The sequence below is a fragment of the Sphingobium sp. TomTYG75 genome (assembly GCF_054771635.1).
In genome coordinates this window covers 2,355,327-2,375,039 of record NZ_BSRE01000001.1, presented here as the reverse complement: position 1 = coordinate 2,375,039, position 19,713 = coordinate 2,355,327, and the positions used below count along the sequence as shown (strand labels likewise).

The following is a 19,713-nucleotide window of genomic DNA, read 5'->3' as shown; positions in this document are numbered from 1 at the left end:
TGGTGGAGCCGAGGGGGATCGAACCCCTGACCTCGTCATTGCGAACGACGCGCTCTCCCAGCTGAGCTACGGCCCCAAAGGAGCGCTGCCTATAAGCGAGCGGAGATTCCCTTGCAACGGGCTTTTTCGGAAAAGCCGGGACTTGCCGCAACATCGGCAGCACGGTGCGGAAGAGCGATGTTACCCGCACGTAACATCCGGAACGATGCGCCCTGCTGCTCATTGGTGATGCAACGGCTTTTAGGCCGTAGCAACAGCAGCCAAGGAGAAGGACGATGGGCTATCAAGGCGGACGTCGCTATGGCGACGATGACAGGGCTCGCAGCGACTGGGATCGCGGATCCGACCGCCATCGCGGACAGCGTGACTGGCGCGATGATCGTAGCTATCGCTACGGCACGCGCGGCCAGTTCAGCGGTCCGGATTCTCGGCGGTCACCAGAACAGTATGATCCGGAAGAGCGCGGCTTTTTCGATCGCGCGGGAGATGAAATCCGCAGTTGGTTCGGCGATGAGGAAGCAGAACGCCGCCGCGAATATGACGAATATTATAACCGGCCCTATGGCGACCCGCGCGACGAAAGCAGCCGCATCGGGTTCGCCTCGGCATCGCGCAGCAACCAATATCTGCCGAACCGTGGCTATGCACCCTACACAGGGGAACGCAGCGGTTATGGCAGCGAGGATCATGGCAATCGCGTACGCGCCTACGGCCCCACGCATGACTATGGCGAGCATCATGACGCCAACTATTATGCGTGGCGACAACAGCGGATGAATGAGCTGGACCGCGACTATGCTGAATATCAGCGGGAACATCGCGATCGCTTCAACAGCGAGTTCGGCACTTGGCGCACGCGGCGCACCGAACAGCGTCAGGCGGTGCAACAGGTTCGCGAACATATGGAAGTCGTCGGAAGCGACGGCGCTCATGTGGGAACGGTCGATCGGTTAAGTGGCGATCGCATCATCCTGACCAAGAATGATCAGGATGCCAGCGGCGTGCACCACTCCGTACCTTCGTCCTGGATCAGGTCGGTGGACGAACAAAGGGTGACGCTGGAAAAGACGGCCGATGAAGCGCACCATGCTTGGCGAACCGAACGCGAGCAGAATGTTCTCTTTGGCGAAGGGCGCGAACAGAGCGGATGGAACGCTGGCGGCGTCAGTTCGCGCGATACGGAACGCAATCGCTAATCGAAGACAAAAATAGGCAAGGGGTCCGGCGGATGTCCGGACCCTTTGCTTGTCCGAACGCGCTCCCCCGCAACGGTGAACCGGCCCCACCTTCAATGCGTCCGGCATGGAGGGAGGATGATATAAGGTCGATCAAGCCCTTGCCCTTGGGCCTCAAGCAATGCCAGAGCGCAAACTGCAAGCGTTACGAGGCCCTTTCATGCCAACCATATTGCTGCTGGTCATTTCCAACCTCTTCATGACCATAGCTTGGTACTGGCATCTGAAGGGCGGGATGGGAAAGCCGATCCTGTTGGTCATCCTGATCAGTTGGGGCATCGCGCTCGTCGAATATTGTTTCGCCGTACCCGCAAATCGCATTGGGTTTGCCAGCGGGTGGAGCCCAGGTCAGTTGAAGATCGCGCAGGAATCAATCGCCCTGATCGTTTTCGGAGGCTTCATGGTGACGGTTCTGGGCGAACCGCTCCATTGGCGCCACGCGGCCGCTTTTCTGTGCATAATGGCGGCGGTCGGCTTTCTGTTCGTAGGGCGATCCTAAAGCGGATTTGCGAATTAAGGCAGGAGAAGCGACGAGTCCCCATAGGAGTAAAAGCGGTATCCGCTTTCTATCGCATGAGCATAAGCCGCCTGCATGCGTTCCCGCCCCATCAAGGCACTTACCAGCATAAACAGGGTCGATCGCGGCAGATGGAAGTTGGTCATTAGCCCATCCACTGCGCGGAACTGGTAGCCCGGTGTTATGAATATGCGGGTCTCGTCCGCGAACGGACGGATCACCCCATCTTCCCCGCAGGCACTCTCAAGCAGGCGCAGGCTGGTCGTGCCCACCGCTATAAGGCGACCACCAGCTTGGCGCGCAGCATTCAGCCGGTCAGCGGCGGCTTGCTCGATCCGGCCCCATTCCGCATGCATCCGGTGATCATCGGTATCCTCCGCCTTCACGGGCAGAAACGTACCCGCCCCTACATGAAGCGTCAGCGTTTCCGACATGACACCCGCCTCACTGAGTGCCGCCATCAGCGCGGGCGTAAAATGCAAAGCCGCCGTCGGAGCCGCCACCGCCCCGTCCTCGCGAGCGAACATGGTCTGATAGTCACTGCGGTCGCGGGCGTCCGTAGGCCGCTTGCTGGCGATATAAGGCGGCAACGGCATGCGCCCCGCCCGCTCCAATAGCACCTCGACAGGCTCATCCCCCTCGAAGGTCAGCGTCACCCCGCCATCGTCATCGCGCCCGCCCGCCAGAGCCGTGACGCCTGCTCCGAAATCTATCTGGTCCCCCTCACGCACTCGCTTGGCATTGCGAAGGAACGCCTGCCATTGCCGCAGGCCAAGGCGCTTGTGGAGGGTTGCTCCAATCTTCGCCTGGCCGCGAACGCCCTCCAATTGAGCGGGGATGACCTTGGTATCGTTGAACACCAACACATCACCGGCGCGCAGCAAGGCGGGCAAATCCCGAACGGTGCGATCTTCGAAAGGCTTTTCGCCATCGACCAATAGCAGGCGCGCCGCGTCGCGTGGCGACGCGGGCCTTAACGCGATGCTTTCAGGCGGCAGTTCGAAATCGAAAAGATCTACGCGCATGCGGGCGCTGTCCTCAAGGCACGGCCATCAGGCCGATGCGACATCGGCATGATCCACTTCAGGTGCGACTTATCGCTTCTTCTGTGATGACGCTTTCTTCACCGGTGCGGGCGCGGGCGCAATAATGGAAGGCGCAGGCGGCGTGGGAAGCGCCATGACTGGCGGCTTGCCGTCGCTTTCAATCGATGCCTGCAGGATCGTGGTCGGGTTTGCGGGCGGCTCGCCCGGCGTGATGGCATCGACATATTGCATGCCTTCGATCACGCGGCCGAAAACCGTATATTTCTTGTCGAGCTGCATGCGGGGCAGGAACAGGATGAAGAACTGGCTGTTGGCACTGTTTTCGTCCTGCGCGCGGGCCATCGACACGGTGCCGCGAAGATGCGGCATCGGGTTGAATTCCGCCTGCAAGTCGGGAAGCGATGATCCGCCGGTTCCGTCATTCTTCGGGTCACCGCCTTGCGCCATGAAGCCGGGGATCACACGGTGAAATTTCAGACCGTTGTAAAAGCCCTGGCGCGTCAGTTGCTTGATACGTTCCACATGCTGGGGAGCGATATCGGGACGAAGCTGGATGCGAACACGGCCGCCGCTCGACAGGTCAAGATCCCAGACATCCTGGGGATCTACGGGCACCGAAGCGGGCGGTAGTTTCGCGCTGGGATCCTGTCCCATCGACTTGGCATTCTGCTCGGCCCGCGCAGCAGCCTCGGCCCTTTTTGCCTCTTCGGCATTAGCGCCTCCGCCACCCTGGGCCAGCGCCACGCCGCCCGACGCATAGAGAGCGATAGTGATCGCCACGGTCTTGAACGCCGAACTGAACCGCATGGATGAGCTTTCCCTAATATCTAAAGCCTGGTGGCGAAGCTGCTCTGATAACGCGCTCTTCGCGATTGGCAACTGAACGAAGGCTGAGCGGCCGTTATTGGTCGCCCTTCTTTCCAATCTCGCCGACCCGCGCCACCACCTGCTGGCATGTCGCGGGGCTTACGAACTTGTGGATCGGACCGCCGTAAAGCGCGATTTCCTTGACCAGCCGCGATGCGATCGGCTGAAGCGAGACATCGGCCATGAGAAATACAGTCTCGACACGCGGGTTAATCTGCTGGTTCATCCCCGCCATCTGATATTCATATTCGAAGTCGGCAACGGCGCGCAGGCCCCGGATGATGACGCTGGCACCCTGCGATTCGGCGAAGTCCATCAGCAATGAATTAAAGCCAGTGACCACGATCTCCGTATCGATGTCGGCGCATTCACGGCGCACCATCTCCAACCGCTCTTCATCGGAGAACATAGGCGATTTGGAAATGTTGGTGGTCACGCCGATCACCAGCTTGTCGACCAGCTTGGCCCCTCGGCGAATAATGTCCATGTGACCCAAAGTGATCGGGTCGAACGTGCCGGGATAGACCCCCACCCGCTGCCTGTTCATGCCTTACCGGTCCCTTTCCACGATATAGTCTGCGATCGATCGCAGCAGATCGGCCTCCCCGCCGAAACCATGAAGATGCGCCTTGGCCTGCTCCACCAGCAAGCGCGCCTGCTCCCGCGCGCGCTCCACACCCAGCAGGGACACGAAGGTTTCCTTGCCCGCCGCCGCATCCTTGCCCAGCGCCTTGCCCGCCAGATCGGCGTCGCCTTCGACGTCCAGCAGATCGTCGGCAATCTGGAAAGCCAAACCGATGTCCCGCGCATAGCCGTGGAGGCTGGTACGAGCATCGGCCGGAATGCGCGCCATGATCGCCGCCGCGTCCACACAAAAGGCGATGAGCGCCCCGGTCTTCAGCTGTTGAAGGCGCGTTACGGTGACGAGGTCGAAGCTGGTGCCTTCCGCCTCCAGATCCATCATCTGTCCGCCCGCCATACCTGCGGGACCGCTGGACAGCGCCAGCGCCTTTACCAGTTCCACCCGTACGAAGGGGTCCGGATGCGTTTCTTCATCCGCCAATATTTCGAAGGCAAGATCATGAAGGCAGTCCCCAGCCAGGATCGCCGTCGCCTCATCAAAAGCCTTGTGGATCGTCGGCTTGCCCCGGCGCATGTCATCATCATCCATCGCCGGTAGATCGTCATGCACCAGCGAGTAAACATGGATGCATTCGACAGCCAAGCCGACGCGAAGCAGCGAATCCTGGGAGATGTTGAACAACTCGCCCGCCGCCTGCACCAACAGGGGACGCAATCTCTTGCCGCCCCCTATGGCCGCATGGCGCATGGCCTCATAGAGGCGCGCACGCGGATCATCAGGAACCGTCAGCAACAGTTCAAACGCGTGATCAATGTCCGCGGCGACGGCAGCCGCCCGGACAGTCACCACCGCTGAACCGGAGGTCAGCCCCTCCATGGCCGCGGCGCTCAATCCGCGCCGAAAGGCTGGGCGCCCGTGACGGCGCCGCTGGGATCGATGGTCAATTTCTGGATGCGGGCCTCTGCCGCCTGCAAGCGTTCAAGGCAGCGCTTGCGCAGCTCTTCACCCTGCGCATAGAGCGAGATCGACTCGTCGAGCGGCACGTCACCGCTTTCCAGCCGGCGAACGATCGACTCCAGCGCCCGCAGCGCATCCTCAAACGACAATTGGGACAAATCGCCCGGTTCTGTCTTGCTGTCTTCGGCCATGCCCCATGCATTGGCGAGCGCAGGTGGCCGGGTCAAGCCTGCACCACGCCGCAAGGCCGATTCCGGGCCTGCTTGTAACAAAAGCGTCATCCAAACTCGCACAAGACTGGAGGGATTTTGGCAGTTTTGCGTTGACGCTCGCGCCAGCAAGTGCACATAGAAGGACCGCTATGAAATATTATCTCCCCCTGATTTCCGCCGTTGCTCTCAGCATGCTCTCCGCTTGCAACAAAAATGATGAACCCGAAGTCGTCGGCGGCCCTGCCGATCCGATGGCTCAACAGCTCGCGAATGCCGCACCTGTCGAACTGCCGCCTTCGGTGAAGGTAAGTCGCCAGTATCGCTGCAAGGATAACAGCCTCATTTTCGTTGACTTCCTGAGCGACGACAAGACCGCGAACCTGCGCACTGAAAAGAACGGCGCGCCGACAAAGCTCGTCGCCCCCGAAGCTGGCAAGCCCTTCACGGCCGAAGGCGGCTATTCGGTCGATGGCAGCGGCAAGCAGATCACCGCCACCCTTCCGGGCAAAAGCGGGCTTAGCTGCAAAGCCTGATCAACATTTCCATGTCTTTCACAGGCCGGGCTCAACAGCCCGGCCTTTTTCATTTTCCTATCCTGCCGACCAGTTCGGGTTCACCAACCTCGACGGGGTCGGGACCAAAGCGGTTGGGACCGCGCGTCCCGCTCATGATGAAGAAGACCAGCAGAACCAGGCTTCCGATCAGCGGAAAGAAAATGATCAGCAGCCAAAAACCGCTCCGATCCGTGTCATGCAACCGCCGCACCGCCACGGCGAGCCAAGGGATTAGAATGGCCAGGCCAAACAGGCCGGTGAGCGGCCCTCCCCGCGTGTGATAGCCGGTATCGAACCACCAGGGACCGCGCCGTACCCAATGTTCGGTGGTGCTCAGGCCCAGCAGCCCTTCGACAATGCCGATCGCGATGAAGAAAAGCAGAAGGAAGAGGATGAACATCCAATATTCCTTTGGCCGCGCACGACCGGAAAAACGGGCATAGCGGCGCAGCGGCAACAACATCCATTCCATATGTCCCGTCCTCCGATCGGTGTTCCAACGCATATAAATAGCATGTTTTCCCGACTTGGGCTGGCCAAGGATTGTCTATCCGCCCCTCCCCGGTTAAAGGCGCGCTCATGTCGACCACAGCCACTCAGATCACCCCGGAAATCGTCGCCGAACATGGCCTTTCGCCGGAAGAATATGACCGCGTTCTGAACGCCCTCGGCCGCGAGCCGAATCTGACGGAACTGGGCATCTTCTCGGTCATGTGGTCGGAGCATTGCTCCTACAAGTCGAGCCGCATCCACCTGAAGAAGCTGCCGACCGAAGGCCCACAAGTCATTTGCGGTCCCGGCGAGAACGCAGGCGTCGTCGACATCGGCGATGGGCAGGCGGCGATCTTCAAGATGGAGAGCCACAACCACCCGTCCTACATCGAACCCTATCAGGGCGCGGCAACGGGCGTAGGCGGTATCCTGCGCGACGTCTTCACCATGGGCGCGCGTCCAGTGGCGAACATGAACGCGCTGCGCTTTGGCCGCCCCGATCATCCGAAGATGAAGCATCTCATCAGCGGCGTGGTGCATGGCATCGGCGGCTACGGCAATTGCGTGGGCGTGCCCACCGTGGGCGGCGAGGTGAATTTCCACCCGGCCTATGACGGCAACATCCTGGTCAATGCGATGACCGTGGGCGTCGCGGATACCGACAAGATCTTCTATTCGGCCGCCAGCGGCATCGGCAACCCGATCGTCTATGTGGGATCGAAGACCGGCCGCGACGGCATTCACGGCGCGACCATGGCGTCTGCGGATTTCGGCGACGACGCCGACGCCAAGCGCCCGACCGTGCAGGTCGGCGACCCCTTCACCGAGAAGCTACTGATCGAAGCCTGCCTTGAACTCATGGCGTCCGACGCAATCGTCGCCATCCAGGACATGGGCGCGGCGGGCCTCACTTCCTCCTCGGTCGAGATGGCGTCCAAGGGCGGCGTCGGCATTCAACTCAACATGGACGACGTGCCGCAGCGGGAAACCGGCATGACGGCCTATGAAATGATGCTCTCGGAGAGCCAGGAGCGCATGCTCATGGTACTCCAGCCGGGCAAGGAAGCTTTCGCCGAAGCCATCTTCCGCAAGTGGGAGCTGGATTTCGCCGTGATCGGCCATGTAACCGACACGGGCCGCATGGTTCTGGTGCACAAGGGCGAAACGGTCTGCAACATTCCGCTTGCCCCGCTGGCCGACGACGCCCCGCTCTACGATCGCCCGTCGATGCCGAAGAACGAATATAAGCTGTGGTCCAACGTCCAGCCGCTGGGCGAGATCGCCGAAAGCGCGGACATCGGCGCCGATCTCGTCAAGCTGATGGGTTCTCCCGACATTGCCAGCCGCCGCTGGATCTGGGAACAATATGACCACATGGTTGGCGCCGACACGGTGCAGCGCCCCGGCGGCGACGCGGCAGTGGTGCGCGTCCACGGCTCGCAAAAGGGCATCGCGATCAGCACCGACTGCACCCCGCGCTATTGCTATGCTGATCCCTATGAGGGCGGAAAGCAGGCGATCGCCGAATGCTATCGCAACATCTCGGCCGTCGGCGCGACACCGCTTGCCGTCACGAACTGCCTGAACTTCGCCAATCCGCAACGCCCGGAAATCATGGCGCAGCTCACCGGCTGTCTGGAAGGCATGGGCGACGCCTGCCGCGCGCTCGACTTCCCCATCGTGTCGGGCAACGTCTCCCTCTACAATGAATCCAAGGCGACGGGCGGCGGCTCGGCAATCCTGCCCACCCCCGCCATCGGCGGCATCGGCCTTTTGAAGGACGTCGATGTGATGGCGACCGTCGCCTTCAAGCAGGAAGGCGATGCAATCTGGCTCATCGGCGGCGCAGGCTCGCATCTTGGACAGTCCATTTGGCTGCGGGAAATTCAGGGCCGCGAAGCTGGCGACGCGCCGAAGGTAGACTTGGCCGCCGAACGAACCAATGCCGAAGCTGTCCGCACGTTGATCGCGCAAGGCAAGGTCAGTGCCGTTCATGATATTTCAGATGGCGGCCTGCTGGTTACCATCGCCGAAATGGCTCTGGCAGGCGGAATGGGCGCGCAGCTCGACATCGAATTGAACACCGCAGCGGCCTTTGGCGAAGATCAGGGCCGATATGTCGTAACAGCGGCGGCGGGTACGGAAATTGCCGGTGCAGTCAGGATCGGCACGGTCGGCGGCGACAATGTGGCAGACGTGAAGCTGACCGATCTGCGCTCTGCGCATGAGGGTTTCTTCCCCAACCTGATGGACGCGGAACTGTAAGTGCCAACGCACATGGCTCCTGCCCTGCAGGAGTCATGTCAGGCAGGCCGGGTCACCCGTCCGAACAATATCTGATAGGCGTCAGTGCCGCCTCCTGCATCGAAGGCAGCCATCACCTTCTTCAGTTCTTTCGGCGAAAGCGGTTTCCGGCCCTCGCTCGATACGACCGCGCCAATGCCCTTCAAATGAGAAATCAGGCCACGCGCCCCGGTGCAATTGAGCGGACAAGTTTCATCAAAGGCGAAGGCATCCTCATATCGGCGCAGCATTGAGAACAGGTCATCGAGCGAGGGATAATCGGGCACACCGGGAACAAGGTCGCAAGCCTGATGAGCTGCTCGCCAACGGCCAAAACTCTCCTTTCCCATGGTAGAAAAGATCAGGCTGCCACCCGGTCTCAACAACGCCACCAGGCGAGCGATGGCCTCTTCCAGATCATCGAACCATTGAAAGGCGAGGCTCGACAGGATGAGGTCGAACCACTCCCCCTCGAACGGCGGCGCTTCGCCATCCATGGCAAGAAACGTCCCCGCGACGAACGCCCCTGTAGCCGTTCGAGCAAGCATTTCCGGCGAAATGTCGGTGACCAGCAGCTCCGCCCTCGGCCAGCGCTGCTGAATATCGCGAGTCAGCAGGCCCGTGCCGCAACCGATCTCCAGGATGCGCCCCACTCCGCTGGGCTTCTGCCGCTGAGCAAGGTCGGCGACCAGCGCCGCCGCCGCGCGTTGGGGACCGGCATGATCTTCGTAATGGCCGACCGCCGCGCCGAACGCTTCGCTTATCCGTTGCTTGCGGCCGCTGTTCATGGCTAGTCGCATGACAGAGCCCCGCCGACTTTGCCAGCGTCTTTAAGGAACCTCGCCGCATGCCTCCTCCTTCATCCCGGATTGCCGCCATGGACGTGCTGCGCGGGTGCGCCGTCATGGGCATATTGTGGATGAACATCAGCGCCTTTGCCCTGCCGCAGACGGCCTATTTCAATCCGACCGCTGTTGGCCCGCTGTCCGTGGGCGATAAACTGTTCTGGCTCATCAGCTTCCTGTTTTTCGACGGGAAGATGCGCGCTCTTTTTTCGATGTTGTTCGGCGCGTCCATGCTGCTGCTGATCGATCGGGAGGAGATGGAGGGGCGTGACGGACAACGGGCGCAAATCATACGGGCGGCTTGGCTATTTGTCTTCGGCCTTGCCCACTATCTGCTGCTTTGGGCGGGCGACATATTGATGAACTATGCCCTGATTGGGCTGATCGCGATGCTGTTCGTCCGCAAAGAACCGTTGTCGCTCATCAAATGGGCCTTTTTCTTCTTCCTCGCGCATTTTCTGATCTGCGCGCTGTTCATATTCAGCATCCACGGATGGGCAGACGCTGCCTTAGCGCCAAACGGAACCACCAGCATCCGGGATAGCTTCGCGCAATATATCGGACCATTCACCAACCCCGATGACCCCGCCATCCGGCAGGAGATCGCCACCTATCGCGGCAGCTTCGCAACTATCCTGACGCATCATTTACACCTTTTAGTCCACGATTGGTGGTGGACCTTCTTCATGAGCGCATTCGACACTCTTGGGTTCATGCTCATGGGCATGGCGATGCTGAAGGGCGGCTTCCTGACCGGACGATGGGAAGCGGAGCAATATTGGCGCACTGCCCGCCATTGTTTCCTGGTCGGATTGCCACCCATGGCGGCGCTCGCGGGGTGGCTGCTTTGGCGAAACTTCCCTGTTGTTCCGTCCATAGGCGTGTCGCTTGCCTGGTCATTTCCTTTTCGCATCCCGCTTGCGGCGGGCTGGGCGGCACTGATTCTGTGGGTCTTCACGCGACATCGACAGAGCCGCATGACGATGGCCGTCGCGCGCACGGGGCGCCTCGCTCTCAGCAATTATCTCGGCACCAGTCTCATCATGTGCGCTGTCTTCTATGGATGGGGACTAGGGCTATTTTCGCATCTCAGGCCGTTGGAACTGCCGCTGGTGGTGCTGTGTGGATGGCTGTTCATGCTTGCTTGGTCCACAGCCTGGCTATCCCGATTCGCCGTAGGACCCCTGGAATGGCTGTGGCGAAGCTTGGCTCGCGGTAGACCGCAAAAGATTCGCAACAGCATCTAATATTCTATTGCGACCCATTATCATCTGAGATATTTCCCGAGTCAGGGAGAGCCTCATGGTCGTCTGTGTCTGCAATGCCATTCGCGAAAAGGATCTGAAGGAAGCCGTGCGGAGCGGCGCCGATACCCCTTGCAGCGCCTATGCTCACCTCGGCCGTCGGCCCAAATGCGGCCAATGCGTACCTTTCGCCCGCACGCTGATAGCTGCCGAACGCGCGACCGCCTGATCCGATTGCGTGACATCCGCAGCGGACGTCCCTCTTTTGCCGCGAACTCGACGCAATAGCGGCTTGCAAAATCCCCCTTTTCTGCGGCTTTCCGGTTAACAAAGCCCCGCGATGGCCCTATAGTTACGGCTTCATTCCAATAGCCCGAGGACAGCGCCATGAAGGGTGACTCAAAAGTCATCGACTATCTCAACGAGGTCCTCAAAAATGAGCTGACCGCGATCAATCAATATTTCCTGCATTACCGTATGCTCGATCATTGGGGCATCGAGAAGCTCGCCAAATTCGAATATGAAGAGTCGATCGATGAGATGAAGCATGCCGACAAGGTGGCGGAACGCATCCTCTTCCTCGACGGCTTGCCCAATTTCCAGCTGCTTGGCCGCCTGAAAATCGGCGAAACGGTCGAAGAAGTGCTGAAGGCCGATCTTGAGCTGGAATATGAAGCACTTCCCGTTCTGAAGGACGCCATCGCCCATTGCGAGACAGTGCGCGATTATGTCAGCCGCGACCTGTTCCAGTCGATCCTCGAAAGCGAGGAAGAGCATGTCGATACGCTGGAAACCCAGTTCGAAATGATCGAACGCATGGGCATTCAGAACTACATTCAGCTGCAGAGCAAAGCCAGGGAAGAGTGATTCGGCGGGCGGGCCATGCCGTTAGCCCGCCCTATTTTAGATCAGCGAATCGAGCAGGCCAATCAACGGCAGGTCCGCCGGCGGCATATCCAGCGCATACATCTGGTTGGGCCTGACCCATTTAAGTTCCGTGGCATGCCGCGCCTCGGGCAGGCCCTCCCATTTTCGGCAAACATAGAGCAGAAGCAACAAGTGCCGATCTCCTAGCGCCTCACTGGCGAAAGCTGCGGGCGCAAGGCAACTTGTGTGCGTGCGGATGCCGAGTTCTTCTTCTAACTCTCGGACAAGTGCAGCCTCCGGGGTTTCGCTTTCCTCCAACTTGCCCCCAGGAAATTCCCACAGCCCCGCCATCGCCTTACCAGGCGGGCGTTGCTGAAGCAGCACCCGGCCATCGGCATCGACAAGTGCTGCAGCCACTACCAACAGGGGATGAATTGTCGTCATATTCGTCCAGCAAAGGGGTTTGTTAACTCTGGCTCTTTTACAAGGCTAAACGGGACTGTCTGCAATAAACGGGTGATGCAATGCGCGGGTTGATCAAACGCCTATCCCGATCGAGGTTGTTGCAGTGTCAACGGGGAGCAACCGCAGTCGAATATGGGCTGATCCTGGCTCTGGTCTGCCTTGCCGCACTCGCGGCGATATCGAATGTCGCGACCAAAACTACAAACATGTGGAACAACGTCTCCACAGAGGTTCTCGCGCATTAACCATCAATATCTAACACTTCCTTCGCGCCATTAAATCTTTGTCAACCTAACTCCCATAAACCGTCCATAGCTGACCTATTTCAAGCGGGGCGGCCGGGTAGTTAAACGGGATTTGTTCTAGTCAAGGAGACTTCACATGAAGTTCGTTCGCAAGATGCTGAAGAATGAAAAGGGTGCAACCGCCATCGAGTATGGCCTGATCGCAGCTCTGATCGCTGTCGCCGCCATCGGCGCAATGACCAGCCTCGGCGGCAAGCTGGGTAACACCTTCAATAAAGTTTCGGCCAACATGAACTGATTTCGAAACCTTTTAAAAAGGGCGGCGGGAGCGATCCCGCCGCCCTTTTTTATGTCTTCTCATCGGCTCTTCTGAAGGGTTAGGTAATAATCTTGACCCGTGGGCAGACCGTAGCACGCTTTGCACGGTCAAGGCGTTGAGAGTCGGGAAGCGTTCCAAAAGATAATCTGTATAAGCCATGCGTCGGCTAATCGATTGCACGTCACCTGCCTCGGTGATCACCACGCGGACGCACACTGCTTTATGGCAATGGCGCCCCGTGCAGTGATTCGCGTGACGTACAGGTCGATGGACGTCACCGTCTGACATGCTCAACCCGTTATCGAGACGAAACGACGTCCCGGACGCATGTTCCCAAGGAAGCAGCCTTTAGATCAAGCGCCGATGGCAAGGAACTTATCAGCCCGGTCAGTACGAAGATCCTGCGGGCTCAATCCGGCAAGGGAATCCAACTCTTCGCCAATGGCGGCACCCAGGCTGGCGATCGCCTGAACCGGCTCACGATGCGCCCCCCCCGTAGGTTCCGCGATGATCCGGTCGATGACGCCCAAATCCTTAAGATGCTGGGCGGTAACCTGCATGGCGGTGGCGGCATCGCTCGCCTTGTTGGCAGTGCGCCACAGGATCGACGCGCAGCCTTCGGGCGATATGACCGAATAGACCGCATGTTCGAACATCAAAACCCGGTTCGCAGCGGCCAACGCCACCGCGCCGCCGGAGCCCCCCTCACCCACTACCGCAGCGACCATGGGCACACCTAGAGCCAAACACTGCTCGGTCGAACGGGCAATCGCCTCAGCCTGACCGCGCTCTTCCGCCTGTACGCCCGGGAACGCCCCCGATGTGTCAACCAATGTGACGACCGGCAGACCAAAACGGTCAGCCAATTGCATCAGACGGATCGCCTTGCGATAGCCTTCAGGCTTCGCCATCCCGAAATTGTGCCGAACGCGGCTGGCGGTGTCGTCACCCTTTTCATGACCGATCACCATGACGCGGCGGTCACCCAGCATCGCCAGACCGCCAATGATCGCCTGATCATCTGAAAACGCGCGGTCACCGGCAAGGGGCATGAAATTGTCGAACATGCCCGCGACATAATCCTTGAAATGCGGGCGGTCGGGATGACGGGCGACCTGGGTCTTCTGCCAAGGCGTCAGCTTGGCATATGTGTCCACAAGCACCTTGGTCGCGCGCTGTTCAAGCTTATCGATCTCATCGCCGATATCGATATCACCGGCGCTGGCCGTAGCGCGCAATTCGATGACACGCGCCTCTAGCTCGGCGATAGGTTTTTCAAATTCCAAAAAGCTAACCATGGCCGACGGCGTTAGGGGGCAGACGCTTCTTCGTCAACGAAACGATGGCGCATTGTCGCCAGGGGATGACGGGTGTTGACCAGTTCGACCAACCGGCGGCTATCGACATGGGTGTAGATTTGCGTCGTTCCGATATCGGCATGGCCAAGCATCGACTGCAACGCGCGTAGGTCCGCTCCCCCTTCCAGCAGGTGCGTGGCGAAGGCATGGCGCAGCACGTGGGGACTGACCCGCTGTGGAGCGATACCGGCGGCGGCGGCCAGTTGCTTCACCAACTGATAGAGCCGAATGCGGCTAAGATAAGTTTTCCCCGACGGAAACAGCCAGGGACTTTCAGCAGGGACATGCGGCAACCACGTGGAAACGGCGGCCCGCGCCCGATCCGATATCGGCACCAGTCGCTCGCGCGCGCCCTTGCCCTTCAAAATCAGGAACGGCCGATCCGCTGCCAGCGCGCGACGGGGCAAGGACACCAGTTCGGTAGCCCGTAAACCGGAACCATATAACAGCTCGATCAGGGCGGACAAACGAAGGTCCAACGCGGATGGATGCTCGACCGCCAGTTTCTGTTCGATCAAGGCAAAGAGTGATTCGACTTCCTGCGCGGACAATATCTTCGGCAGGGACCTGCGCGTTGCGGGGCGTGGTAGCGCCGTGGAAGGATTGTCGGCCCGCAACCCCTCTTCTTCCAGAAAGCCGTAAAATGCGCGCAGTGCTGAGACTTTTCGCGCAACGGACGAAGCCGCCAGCTCTGCCCAGGCTGTGGCCAACCCCCCTACGGTTTCCTTCGTCGCGATCGAGAGGCCACCCAAAATCGCCGCCGCGCCTTCCAGATCGGCGCGGTAGGCCAGCAGGGTGTTGCGCGACGCCCCCCGTTCAGCCGCCATCATTTCCAGAAAACGACCGATCAGCGCACCATCTTCTCCCATGGGATTAAATCCGCGTAATCGCCTCCGCCGCGATCATCCGCGCTTCGGGATCAAGCCCGACATGATGCAGAGCAGCGACGATATGATAGAGATGGGCGGGCGGCAGACGATTCCACTCCGCCGTTTGCATGCCTACTGCCGCGAGCAGGGCGACGGTGGCTTTCTCCCCCCTCGCCGCCGCCTGATGGATCGCCCTCGCCCACCGGCCGTTCACCGTCAGGTTGAGCCCCTTATCCTTTGCCAATGAAGCACTTGCTTGCGAATTGATGCGAGCAAGGCCCGCCAGCGCAGCAATCAGCATCTGGCCTTTTTCCGCGCCAGCTTCGTCCGCGAAGGAAGAAATCCGGCCTTCGCTGATATCGACAACTGAACTGGGCGCGCCAACCGCCAGCAACGCCCAAAGGTCGCCAGCGCCATCCCCCTCCGCCTGACGAGCGACCCCGCTCCAGCGCGCCGCGCTGCGATCATAACCTGCGGTCAGCATGGCCGCGACCAGGTTGGCGGCCTCTCGCGCATCAACGTTCGCGACCGGCAAAGCGGCGGCGGCTTTGGCCGTGGCGATCAGGCCGACATAATCAGGCCTGCCATTGTCCCGCCACAGCGTCCGCATGGCCTGTACCCGCTCTTCGGGCGAGCCACCGCGATAGGCGGTGCGCAACGCGTCGACCCGGTCGGCAATTTCAGGCGACGCGTCGCCGTCAGCGCCAAGCTGGCTGTAAAATCCTACCAAAGCCTGGCTTGAAAACACGCCAAGCCGGGCTGCCGCCTCGCTGCCTGGCAGGCGACGAACCGCGCTAAGCGCAGGTGCGCGCGCTTCCCACGCGCGGACGTGGCGCCCGGCGGTGGCATAGAGCGGTTCGGGAATTTCCACATTGAGCGCGGTTGCCAGGCCAAAGCGCCATGCGGTCAGCCCGTCGACCCCATCCCATTCGATCTTCACCGATCGTCGCGCGTCAAAGCCGGTGCCCACGACTTTTTCCGCGAGCCGGTAATCTATGCCGCGCACCACGCCGCGCCGTTGGGCCTGATTGAGCGCAGCGCTCGCCGAACCCTGATCGCCCGACAATGCCGGGCAGATCGCCCGCGTCATGTCCCACCCCGGCTCCTTGCTGTAACGCAGCGCGCCAGCCGACAGAGGGCACAGGCCAGCCGGGTCCGCCGTGGCCAGATAAGTCTGCATCGCCACCGCATAGAGGCGTGGCGTGAACTTGTCCGAATCGACGCTCTGCACCAGCAGCCGCGCGCTATCAGCCTCACCCATGCGCAGCAGCAACCATGCCCGCTCCGCAACCCAGTCGGCGCCGTCGATATCACGAGGCGTGTCGGTTGCGGACAGCAGCGCACGCCGCAGCAGGATAGAGGCCCAACGCGACGTGATCGGCGCTCGCGTTTCCTTCATCAGCGTGGCGAGAAATTGCCCGGACTGTGCGCCGAAGGCATCACGCGCCAGGCCGCGCCGTTCGGGCGTCAGCGGCCCAATTCGGTCCAGCGACCGATGCGCGCCTTCAGGAAGGTCATATTTCTGCTTTTGCGCCGCCAGCTCTTCTTCTGACAGCGCTTCCTCTGGAGCATTTCCCACTGCATTGTCGGCAGGAGCCATAGCACTACCGGACGGCAAGGGCTGAACCATCGGAACCGGAGCAGCCGGACGCGGCGTTTGCGATCCGGCGGCGGGCGGCGTCTCTGGCGCCTCTCCAAAGCCGGGGGGCAGGAGCGATTCAGGCGACTCCTGCGCAATCACCGGCAGCGTGAGAGCGAGCGCGAGCGTTCCAAGCGCCCATTTCGCATTCAACCGGTCTTGACGCATGCCTTTATTTGCCCAGCTTTTCGGCGGGAATGGCCTTTTCCACTCGCTGCTGCGGCCGTTCTCCGCCGCGCGACCAGAGCAGCGCGACCAGACCGATCACCAGGAAGATCAGGACGATGGGAATGATGGGCAAGCGCGTGCCGCGACGACGCGAACCGCTCTCGAAGGTGCTGAAGGAACGATTGCTTCTCATGAATCCTTGTGCGGCCAAGCCGTGAAGTTGAGGAAAGTTGCGATTTGCCTCTGCGACGGGGGGATGTATAGCCCCCTCCGCAATGCAGCGAAACAGCAAATCCGTGCCTCCGCAGTCAAAGCGCGGTTCCATCGTCCTGATCGGGATGATGGGCGTCGGCAAATCGACGGTGGGGCGCCGGTTGGCGGCGCGGCTTGGCCTTGCCTTCGTGGACGCGGACGAAGAGATCGAAAAGGCCGCTGGCATGACGATTTCGGAAATGTTCGAACGCTATGGCGAAGGATATTTTCGCGATGGCGAACGCCGGGTGATCGCCCGGCTGCTGGACGACGAGCCAAAGATAATCGCAACCGGCGGCGGCGCGTTCATGCAGGAAGAGACACGCGCGCTTATCCTCGGTCAGGGAACTGCGATATGGCTAGACGCCGACATCGACACTTTGGTCGATCGGGTGTCGCGGCGGGAAGGGCGTCCTCTTCTGAAGGGCAAGGACCCTCGCGTCGTGCTGACCGAACTGGCGGCGGTGCGCAATCCCGTCTACGCGCTCGCGCCCATTCATGTGAAGAGCATCGCCGCCCCGCACGAAGTGGCGGTCGAGCGTATCCTGGAGAAACTGGCCGCATGGCAATAGTTCGCGTCGCGCTGGATGCGCGCAGTTACGATATCGTGATCGAACAAGGCGCGCTGGACCGGGCGGCCGATCATCTTGCGCCCTACGCCCGCAGCGGCCGACTGATCGTCGTGACGGACGCCAATGTCGCAAAGGCGCAACTGCCCCGGCTCGAAACCAGCCTGCGCGGCGCCAGTATCTCCGTCGAACCCATCATCCTGCCCGCAGGCGAGCAGACGAAAAGCTGGCGACATCTTGAGCAATTGCTCGATCAATTGCTGGCTCTGGAAGTGGAACGCGGCGATCATGTCGTGGCGCTTGGCGGCGGGGTGATCGGTGATCTCGTCGGGTTCGCCGCGTCCATCCTGAAGCGCGGCTGCCACTTCATCCAGGTGCCAACCACGCTGCTCGCCCAGGTGGATAGCTCGGTGGGCGGCAAAACCGCGATCAACGCGAGCGCGGGCAAGAACCTGATCGGCAGCTTCTATCAACCCAGCCTTGTGCTCATCGACCCGTCGACGCTCGACAGCCTGCCCGCCCGCGAGACCCGCGCTGGCTATGCAGAGGTCGTGAAATATGGGCTGATCGACGACCCGGATTTCTTCGCATGGTGTGAAGCGGAGGGTCAGAAGCTGCTGGCAGGCGACCGCGACGCACGCGAATACGCAATCGAACGAAGCGTTCGAGCAAAGGCCGCTATCGTTGCGGATGACGAACGGGAGACATCCGGTCGCCGCGCGCTGCTGAACCTTGGCCATACTTTTGGGCATGCGCTGGAGGCGGATACGGGCTTTTCCGATCTGCTGCTGCATGGCGAAGGCGTGGCGGCGGGCATGGCGCTCGCCTTCCGCTATTCTGCGCGGCGGGGCCTGTGTCCGGTGGAGGATGCGGATCGGGTGACGGCGCATCTGAAGTCCGTTGACCTGCCGCATGATCTTGCAAGTGCTCATGTGAAAGCCGACGGCGCCGCTTTAGCTGCTCATATGCTGCACGACAAGAAGATGGCAGCAGGCACCCTCCCCTTCCTGCTAGCGCGGGGGATTGGAAAGACATTCCTGTCAAAGGATGTGGCGCTGGATGATGTGGCCGCGTTCCTCGACGAGGACCGGGCGGCAGGCTGAGACTGACTGCTCCCCTCCCGCAAGCGGGAGGGGCCGGGGGTGGGCTAGCGCAAGGTAGCTTCTTTTAGGGCGAACTCAAAAGCTCACTCCTCTCGCGCCCTCCCCTAACCCCTCGCGCCTCAGGGAGGGGGACGTCTTGGAACACCGCCGCACCCAACAAAAAAGGGCGCCCATAAGGCGCCCTTCCCATTCGTTCCACGAAGGAACCGATTACTTCTTCAGCGTCAGGCCGCCAAAGCGCTTGTTGAAGCGCGCCACCTGGCCGCCGGTGTCCAGCTGGCGGTTGCCGCCCGTCCAAGCCGGGTGAGACTTGGGGTCGATGTCGAGCGCCAGCGTGTCGCCTTCCTTGCCCCAGGTCGAACGGGTCTGGAAGGTGGTGCCGTCGGTCATCTGGACGGTGATCAGGTGGTAATCGGGGTGGGTATTGGCCTTCATGAGTCTGCTCCGTCAATGGGCCGGTTTCCGACCGGCCATGGATGCGAATTCTTGCGAAGGCGCGCGGTTACATGGGATCACGCGCGAACGCAACCCCTCCCGGCCTAGTCCTCCGGCGGATCGGCGATCATCGCGACGAAGTTCGCCTCGGCGCACAGCTTGCCATCCACCGTTGCCTTGCCCACAAACTTGCAGACGCGGCCACGAATCTGAAGCAATTCGACGTGAAGGTCCAGCAAGCAACCCGGCTCCACCGGATTGCGGAACTTCGCCCCGTCGATGCTCATGAAATAAACGAGCTTGCCCGATCCTCGCAGATCGAGCGTTTCAACCGTCAGCACGCCCGCAGCCTGCGCCATCGCCTCGACGATCAACACGCCCGGCATGATTGGTCGGCCAGGGAAATGCCCCTGGAAGAATGATTCGTTGATCGACACGGCTTTGACCGCGTGAATCCTCTCTCGCACCACGAGAGAGGCCACGCGGTCGACGAGCAGCATCGGATAGCGGTGCGGCAGCGCCGCCATGATGCCACGAATATCGATGGCACCCACGGCGGCGGTGGCCACTTCAACTTCCCCCGTCATCG

Annotated in this window: 25 protein-coding genes and 1 tRNA gene; 11 read left to right on the top strand and 15 right to left on the bottom strand. The window is 60.9% G+C overall.

Annotated features, from left to right (window positions below):
• Positions 1-76: transfer RNA gene (locus ACYU81_RS12045), tRNA-Ala, on the bottom strand.
• A gap of 199 nt (positions 77-275) precedes the next feature.
• On the opposite strand from ACYU81_RS12045, the gene ACYU81_RS12040 reads away from it, so the two are divergent.
• Positions 276-1,196 (top strand): DUF2171 domain-containing protein, encoded by a 921-nt coding sequence (locus ACYU81_RS12040; protein ID WP_460987802.1) that lies wholly within the window; start codon positions 276-278, stop codon positions 1,194-1,196.
• Between the two features lie 199 nt (positions 1,197-1,395).
• Positions 1,396-1,734, top strand: coding sequence for a DMT family protein (locus ACYU81_RS12035; RefSeq protein ID WP_460987801.1), 339 nt, complete (start codon positions 1,396-1,398; stop codon positions 1,732-1,734).
• 14 nt (positions 1,735-1,748) lie between these two features.
• On the opposite strand, the gene queA is transcribed toward ACYU81_RS12035, so the two are convergent.
• From queA to ACYU81_RS12010, 5 genes are all read right to left on the bottom strand, one after another.
• Positions 1,749-2,777: a tRNA preQ1(34) S-adenosylmethionine ribosyltransferase-isomerase QueA gene (queA, locus tag ACYU81_RS12030; RefSeq protein ID WP_460987799.1), complete on the bottom strand. Its 1,029-nt coding sequence runs from the start codon at positions 2,775-2,777 to the stop codon at positions 1,749-1,751.
• 69 nt (positions 2,778-2,846) lie between these two features.
• Positions 2,847-3,605 (bottom strand): peptidylprolyl isomerase, encoded by a 759-nt coding sequence (locus ACYU81_RS12025; RefSeq protein ID WP_460987798.1) that lies wholly within the window; start codon positions 3,603-3,605, stop codon positions 2,847-2,849.
• 94 nt (positions 3,606-3,699) lie between these two features.
• On the bottom strand, positions 3,700-4,212 hold the full coding sequence (coaD, locus tag ACYU81_RS12020; protein ID WP_460987797.1) for a pantetheine-phosphate adenylyltransferase: 513 nt from the start codon (positions 4,210-4,212) through the stop codon (positions 3,700-3,702).
• A gap of 3 nt (positions 4,213-4,215) precedes the next feature.
• The gene (locus tag ACYU81_RS12015; RefSeq protein ID WP_460987796.1) at positions 4,216-5,124 is read right to left on the bottom strand and encodes a polyprenyl synthetase family protein; all 909 of its coding nucleotides are present in this window, start codon (positions 5,122-5,124) and stop codon (positions 4,216-4,218) included.
• An 11-nt stretch (positions 5,125-5,135) separates the two neighbouring features.
• On the bottom strand, positions 5,136-5,396 hold the full coding sequence (locus ACYU81_RS12010) for an exodeoxyribonuclease VII small subunit (protein ID WP_196224044.1): 261 nt from the start codon (positions 5,394-5,396) through the stop codon (positions 5,136-5,138).
• 170 nt (positions 5,397-5,566) lie between these two features.
• On the opposite strand from ACYU81_RS12010, the gene ACYU81_RS12005 reads away from it, so the two are divergent.
• A complete protein-coding gene (locus ACYU81_RS12005; protein WP_460987795.1) occupies positions 5,567-5,950 on the top strand; it encodes a hypothetical protein in 384 nt (127 codons plus the stop codon).
• A 49-nt stretch (positions 5,951-5,999) separates the two neighbouring features.
• Here ACYU81_RS12005 and ACYU81_RS12000 read toward each other — a convergent pair whose 3' ends face one another.
• Complete coding sequence (locus ACYU81_RS12000) at positions 6,000-6,443, bottom strand: DUF805 domain-containing protein (RefSeq protein WP_460987794.1); 444 nt, start codon at positions 6,441-6,443, stop codon at positions 6,000-6,002.
• 107 nt (positions 6,444-6,550) lie between these two features.
• On the opposite strand from ACYU81_RS12000, the gene purL reads away from it, so the two are divergent.
• Positions 6,551-8,728, top strand: coding sequence for a phosphoribosylformylglycinamidine synthase subunit PurL (gene purL, locus ACYU81_RS11995; protein ID WP_460987793.1), 2,178 nt, complete (start codon positions 6,551-6,553; stop codon positions 8,726-8,728).
• A 38-nt stretch (positions 8,729-8,766) separates the two neighbouring features.
• Here the strand turns inward: purL and ACYU81_RS11990 are convergent, their stop codons facing one another.
• Positions 8,767-9,534, bottom strand: coding sequence for a methyltransferase domain-containing protein (locus ACYU81_RS11990; RefSeq protein WP_460987792.1), 768 nt, complete (start codon positions 9,532-9,534; stop codon positions 8,767-8,769).
• A gap of 59 nt (positions 9,535-9,593) precedes the next feature.
• Here ACYU81_RS11990 and ACYU81_RS11985 point away from each other — a divergent pair, with 59 nt between their 5' ends.
• The 3 genes from ACYU81_RS11985 to bfr all read left to right on the top strand — a co-directional run bounded on the left by ACYU81_RS11985 (position 9,594) and on the right by bfr (position 11,702).
• Positions 9,594-10,838 (top strand): DUF418 domain-containing protein, encoded by a 1,245-nt coding sequence (locus tag ACYU81_RS11985; protein WP_460987791.1) that lies wholly within the window; start codon positions 9,594-9,596, stop codon positions 10,836-10,838.
• A 55-nt stretch (positions 10,839-10,893) separates the two neighbouring features.
• Positions 10,894-11,064 carry a (2Fe-2S)-binding protein gene (locus ACYU81_RS11980; protein ID WP_460987790.1) on the top strand — a complete coding sequence of 57 codons (171 nt, stop codon included), beginning with the start codon at positions 10,894-10,896 and terminating at the stop codon, positions 11,062-11,064.
• Positions 11,065-11,222: 158 nt separating this feature from the next.
• Positions 11,223-11,702, top strand: a complete 480-nt coding sequence (gene bfr / locus ACYU81_RS11975) for a bacterioferritin (protein ID WP_196224051.1) — start codon at positions 11,223-11,225, stop codon at positions 11,700-11,702.
• 36 nt (positions 11,703-11,738) lie between these two features.
• Here the strand turns inward: bfr and ACYU81_RS11970 are convergent, their stop codons facing one another.
• Complete coding sequence (locus ACYU81_RS11970) at positions 11,739-12,146, bottom strand: (deoxy)nucleoside triphosphate pyrophosphohydrolase (protein WP_449471791.1); 408 nt, start codon at positions 12,144-12,146, stop codon at positions 11,739-11,741.
• 80 nt (positions 12,147-12,226) lie between these two features.
• Between ACYU81_RS11970 and ACYU81_RS11965 the strand changes: the two genes are divergently transcribed.
• Together ACYU81_RS11965 and ACYU81_RS11960 are read left to right on the top strand one after the other, a co-directional pair.
• Entirely contained in the window at positions 12,227-12,412 is a 186-nt protein-coding gene (locus ACYU81_RS11965; protein WP_460987789.1) for a Flp family type IVb pilin, read from the top strand.
• 136 nt (positions 12,413-12,548) lie between these two features.
• Positions 12,549-12,710 carry a Flp family type IVb pilin gene (locus ACYU81_RS11960; protein WP_196224054.1) on the top strand — a complete coding sequence of 54 codons (162 nt, stop codon included), beginning with the start codon at positions 12,549-12,551 and terminating at the stop codon, positions 12,708-12,710.
• A 374-nt stretch (positions 12,711-13,084) separates the two neighbouring features.
• Here the strand turns inward: ACYU81_RS11960 and ACYU81_RS11955 are convergent, their stop codons facing one another.
• Genes ACYU81_RS11955 through ACYU81_RS11940 form a run of 4 tightly spaced genes read right to left on the bottom strand, consistent with a single transcriptional unit; the run spans position 13,085 to position 16,958 of the window.
• A complete protein-coding gene (locus ACYU81_RS11955; RefSeq protein ID WP_460987788.1) occupies positions 13,085-14,029 on the bottom strand; it encodes an acetyl-CoA carboxylase carboxyltransferase subunit alpha in 945 nt (314 codons plus the stop codon).
• An 11-nt stretch (positions 14,030-14,040) separates the two neighbouring features.
• A complete protein-coding gene (locus ACYU81_RS11950) occupies positions 14,041-14,958 on the bottom strand; it encodes a tyrosine recombinase (protein WP_460987787.1) in 918 nt (305 codons plus the stop codon).
• A gap of 4 nt (positions 14,959-14,962) precedes the next feature.
• Positions 14,963-16,765 (bottom strand): hypothetical protein, encoded by a 1,803-nt coding sequence (locus ACYU81_RS11945; protein WP_460987786.1) that lies wholly within the window; start codon positions 16,763-16,765, stop codon positions 14,963-14,965.
• A gap of 4 nt (positions 16,766-16,769) precedes the next feature.
• A complete protein-coding gene (locus ACYU81_RS11940) occupies positions 16,770-16,958 on the bottom strand; it encodes a hypothetical protein (RefSeq protein ID WP_460987785.1) in 189 nt (62 codons plus the stop codon).
• 82 nt (positions 16,959-17,040) lie between these two features.
• Here ACYU81_RS11940 and ACYU81_RS11935 point away from each other — a divergent pair, with 82 nt between their 5' ends.
• Both ACYU81_RS11935 and aroB read left to right on the top strand, forming a co-directional pair.
• On the top strand, positions 17,041-17,589 hold the full coding sequence (locus ACYU81_RS11935; RefSeq protein ID WP_460987784.1) for a shikimate kinase: 549 nt from the start codon (positions 17,041-17,043) through the stop codon (positions 17,587-17,589).
• On the top strand, positions 17,580-18,689 hold the full coding sequence (aroB, locus tag ACYU81_RS11930; protein ID WP_460987783.1) for a 3-dehydroquinate synthase: 1,110 nt from the start codon (positions 17,580-17,582) through the stop codon (positions 18,687-18,689). Before ACYU81_RS11935 ends, aroB begins: the two co-directional genes overlap by 10 nt.
• 210 nt (positions 18,690-18,899) lie before the next feature.
• Here aroB and rpmE read toward each other — a convergent pair whose 3' ends face one another.
• Both rpmE and fabZ read right to left on the bottom strand, forming a co-directional pair.
• A complete protein-coding gene (gene rpmE / locus ACYU81_RS11925; protein ID WP_066861944.1) occupies positions 18,900-19,124 on the bottom strand; it encodes a 50S ribosomal protein L31 in 225 nt (74 codons plus the stop codon).
• 104 nt (positions 19,125-19,228) lie between these two features.
• Entirely contained in the window at positions 19,229-19,711 is a 483-nt protein-coding gene (gene fabZ / locus ACYU81_RS11920) for a 3-hydroxyacyl-ACP dehydratase FabZ (protein WP_460987782.1), read from the bottom strand.
• Positions 19,712-19,713: the final 2 nt, after the last annotated feature.

Excerpts from the sequence above, each read along its gene's own strand:
- ACYU81_RS11955 (WP_460987788.1), bottom strand. The coding sequence starts at position 14,029 with ATGGTTAGCTTTTTGGAATTTGAAAAACCTATCGCCGAGCTAGAGGCG.
- ACYU81_RS11990 (WP_460987792.1), bottom strand. The coding sequence starts at position 9,534 with ATGAACAGCGGCCGCAAGCAACGGATAAGCGAAGCGTTCGGCGCGGCG.
- ACYU81_RS12025 (WP_460987798.1), bottom strand. The coding sequence starts at position 3,605 with ATGCGGTTCAGTTCGGCGTTCAAGACCGTGGCGATCACTATCGCTCTC.
- ACYU81_RS12000 (WP_460987794.1), bottom strand. The coding sequence starts at position 6,443 with ATGGAATGGATGTTGTTGCCGCTGCGCCGCTATGCCCGTTTTTCCGGT.
- ACYU81_RS11970 (WP_449471791.1), bottom strand. The coding sequence starts at position 12,146 with ATGACGACAATTCATCCCCTGTTGGTAGTGGCTGCAGCACTTGTCGAT.
- ACYU81_RS11960 (WP_196224054.1), top strand. The coding sequence starts at position 12,549 with ATGAAGTTCGTTCGCAAGATGCTGAAGAATGAAAAGGGTGCAACCGCC.
- ACYU81_RS11985 (WP_460987791.1), top strand. The coding sequence starts at position 9,594 with ATGCCTCCTCCTTCATCCCGGATTGCCGCCATGGACGTGCTGCGCGGG.
- ACYU81_RS12005 (WP_460987795.1), top strand. The coding sequence starts at position 5,567 with ATGAAATATTATCTCCCCCTGATTTCCGCCGTTGCTCTCAGCATGCTC.
- fabZ (WP_460987782.1), bottom strand. The coding sequence starts at position 19,711 with ATGACGGGGGAAGTTGAAGTGGCCACCGCCGCCGTGGGTGCCATCGAT.
- ACYU81_RS11950 (WP_460987787.1), bottom strand. The coding sequence starts at position 14,958 with ATGGGAGAAGATGGTGCGCTGATCGGTCGTTTTCTGGAAATGATGGCG.
- ACYU81_RS11945 (WP_460987786.1), bottom strand. The coding sequence starts at position 16,765 with ATGCGTCAAGACCGGTTGAATGCGAAATGGGCGCTTGGAACGCTCGCG.
- coaD (WP_460987797.1), bottom strand. The coding sequence starts at position 4,212 with ATGAACAGGCAGCGGGTGGGGGTCTATCCCGGCACGTTCGACCCGATC.
- ACYU81_RS11940 (WP_460987785.1), bottom strand. The coding sequence starts at position 16,958 with ATGAGAAGCAATCGTTCCTTCAGCACCTTCGAGAGCGGTTCGCGTCGT.
- ACYU81_RS12040 (WP_460987802.1), top strand. The coding sequence starts at position 276 with ATGGGCTATCAAGGCGGACGTCGCTATGGCGACGATGACAGGGCTCGC.
- ACYU81_RS12015 (WP_460987796.1), bottom strand. The coding sequence starts at position 5,124 with ATGGAGGGGCTGACCTCCGGTTCAGCGGTGGTGACTGTCCGGGCGGCT.
- ACYU81_RS11980 (WP_460987790.1), top strand. The coding sequence starts at position 10,894 with ATGGTCGTCTGTGTCTGCAATGCCATTCGCGAAAAGGATCTGAAGGAA.
- purL (WP_460987793.1), top strand. The coding sequence starts at position 6,551 with ATGTCGACCACAGCCACTCAGATCACCCCGGAAATCGTCGCCGAACAT.
- ACYU81_RS12010 (WP_196224044.1), bottom strand. The coding sequence starts at position 5,396 with ATGGCCGAAGACAGCAAGACAGAACCGGGCGATTTGTCCCAATTGTCG.
- rpmE (WP_066861944.1), bottom strand. The coding sequence starts at position 19,124 with ATGAAGGCCAATACCCACCCCGATTACCACCTGATCACCGTCCAGATG.
- ACYU81_RS12035 (WP_460987801.1), top strand. The coding sequence starts at position 1,396 with ATGCCAACCATATTGCTGCTGGTCATTTCCAACCTCTTCATGACCATA.
- ACYU81_RS11935 (WP_460987784.1), top strand. The coding sequence starts at position 17,041 with ATGCAGCGAAACAGCAAATCCGTGCCTCCGCAGTCAAAGCGCGGTTCC.
- bfr (WP_196224051.1), top strand. The coding sequence starts at position 11,223 with ATGAAGGGTGACTCAAAAGTCATCGACTATCTCAACGAGGTCCTCAAA.
- ACYU81_RS11965 (WP_460987789.1), top strand. The coding sequence starts at position 12,227 with ATGCGCGGGTTGATCAAACGCCTATCCCGATCGAGGTTGTTGCAGTGT.
- aroB (WP_460987783.1), top strand. The coding sequence starts at position 17,580 with ATGGCAATAGTTCGCGTCGCGCTGGATGCGCGCAGTTACGATATCGTG.
- queA (WP_460987799.1), bottom strand. The coding sequence starts at position 2,777 with ATGCGCGTAGATCTTTTCGATTTCGAACTGCCGCCTGAAAGCATCGCG.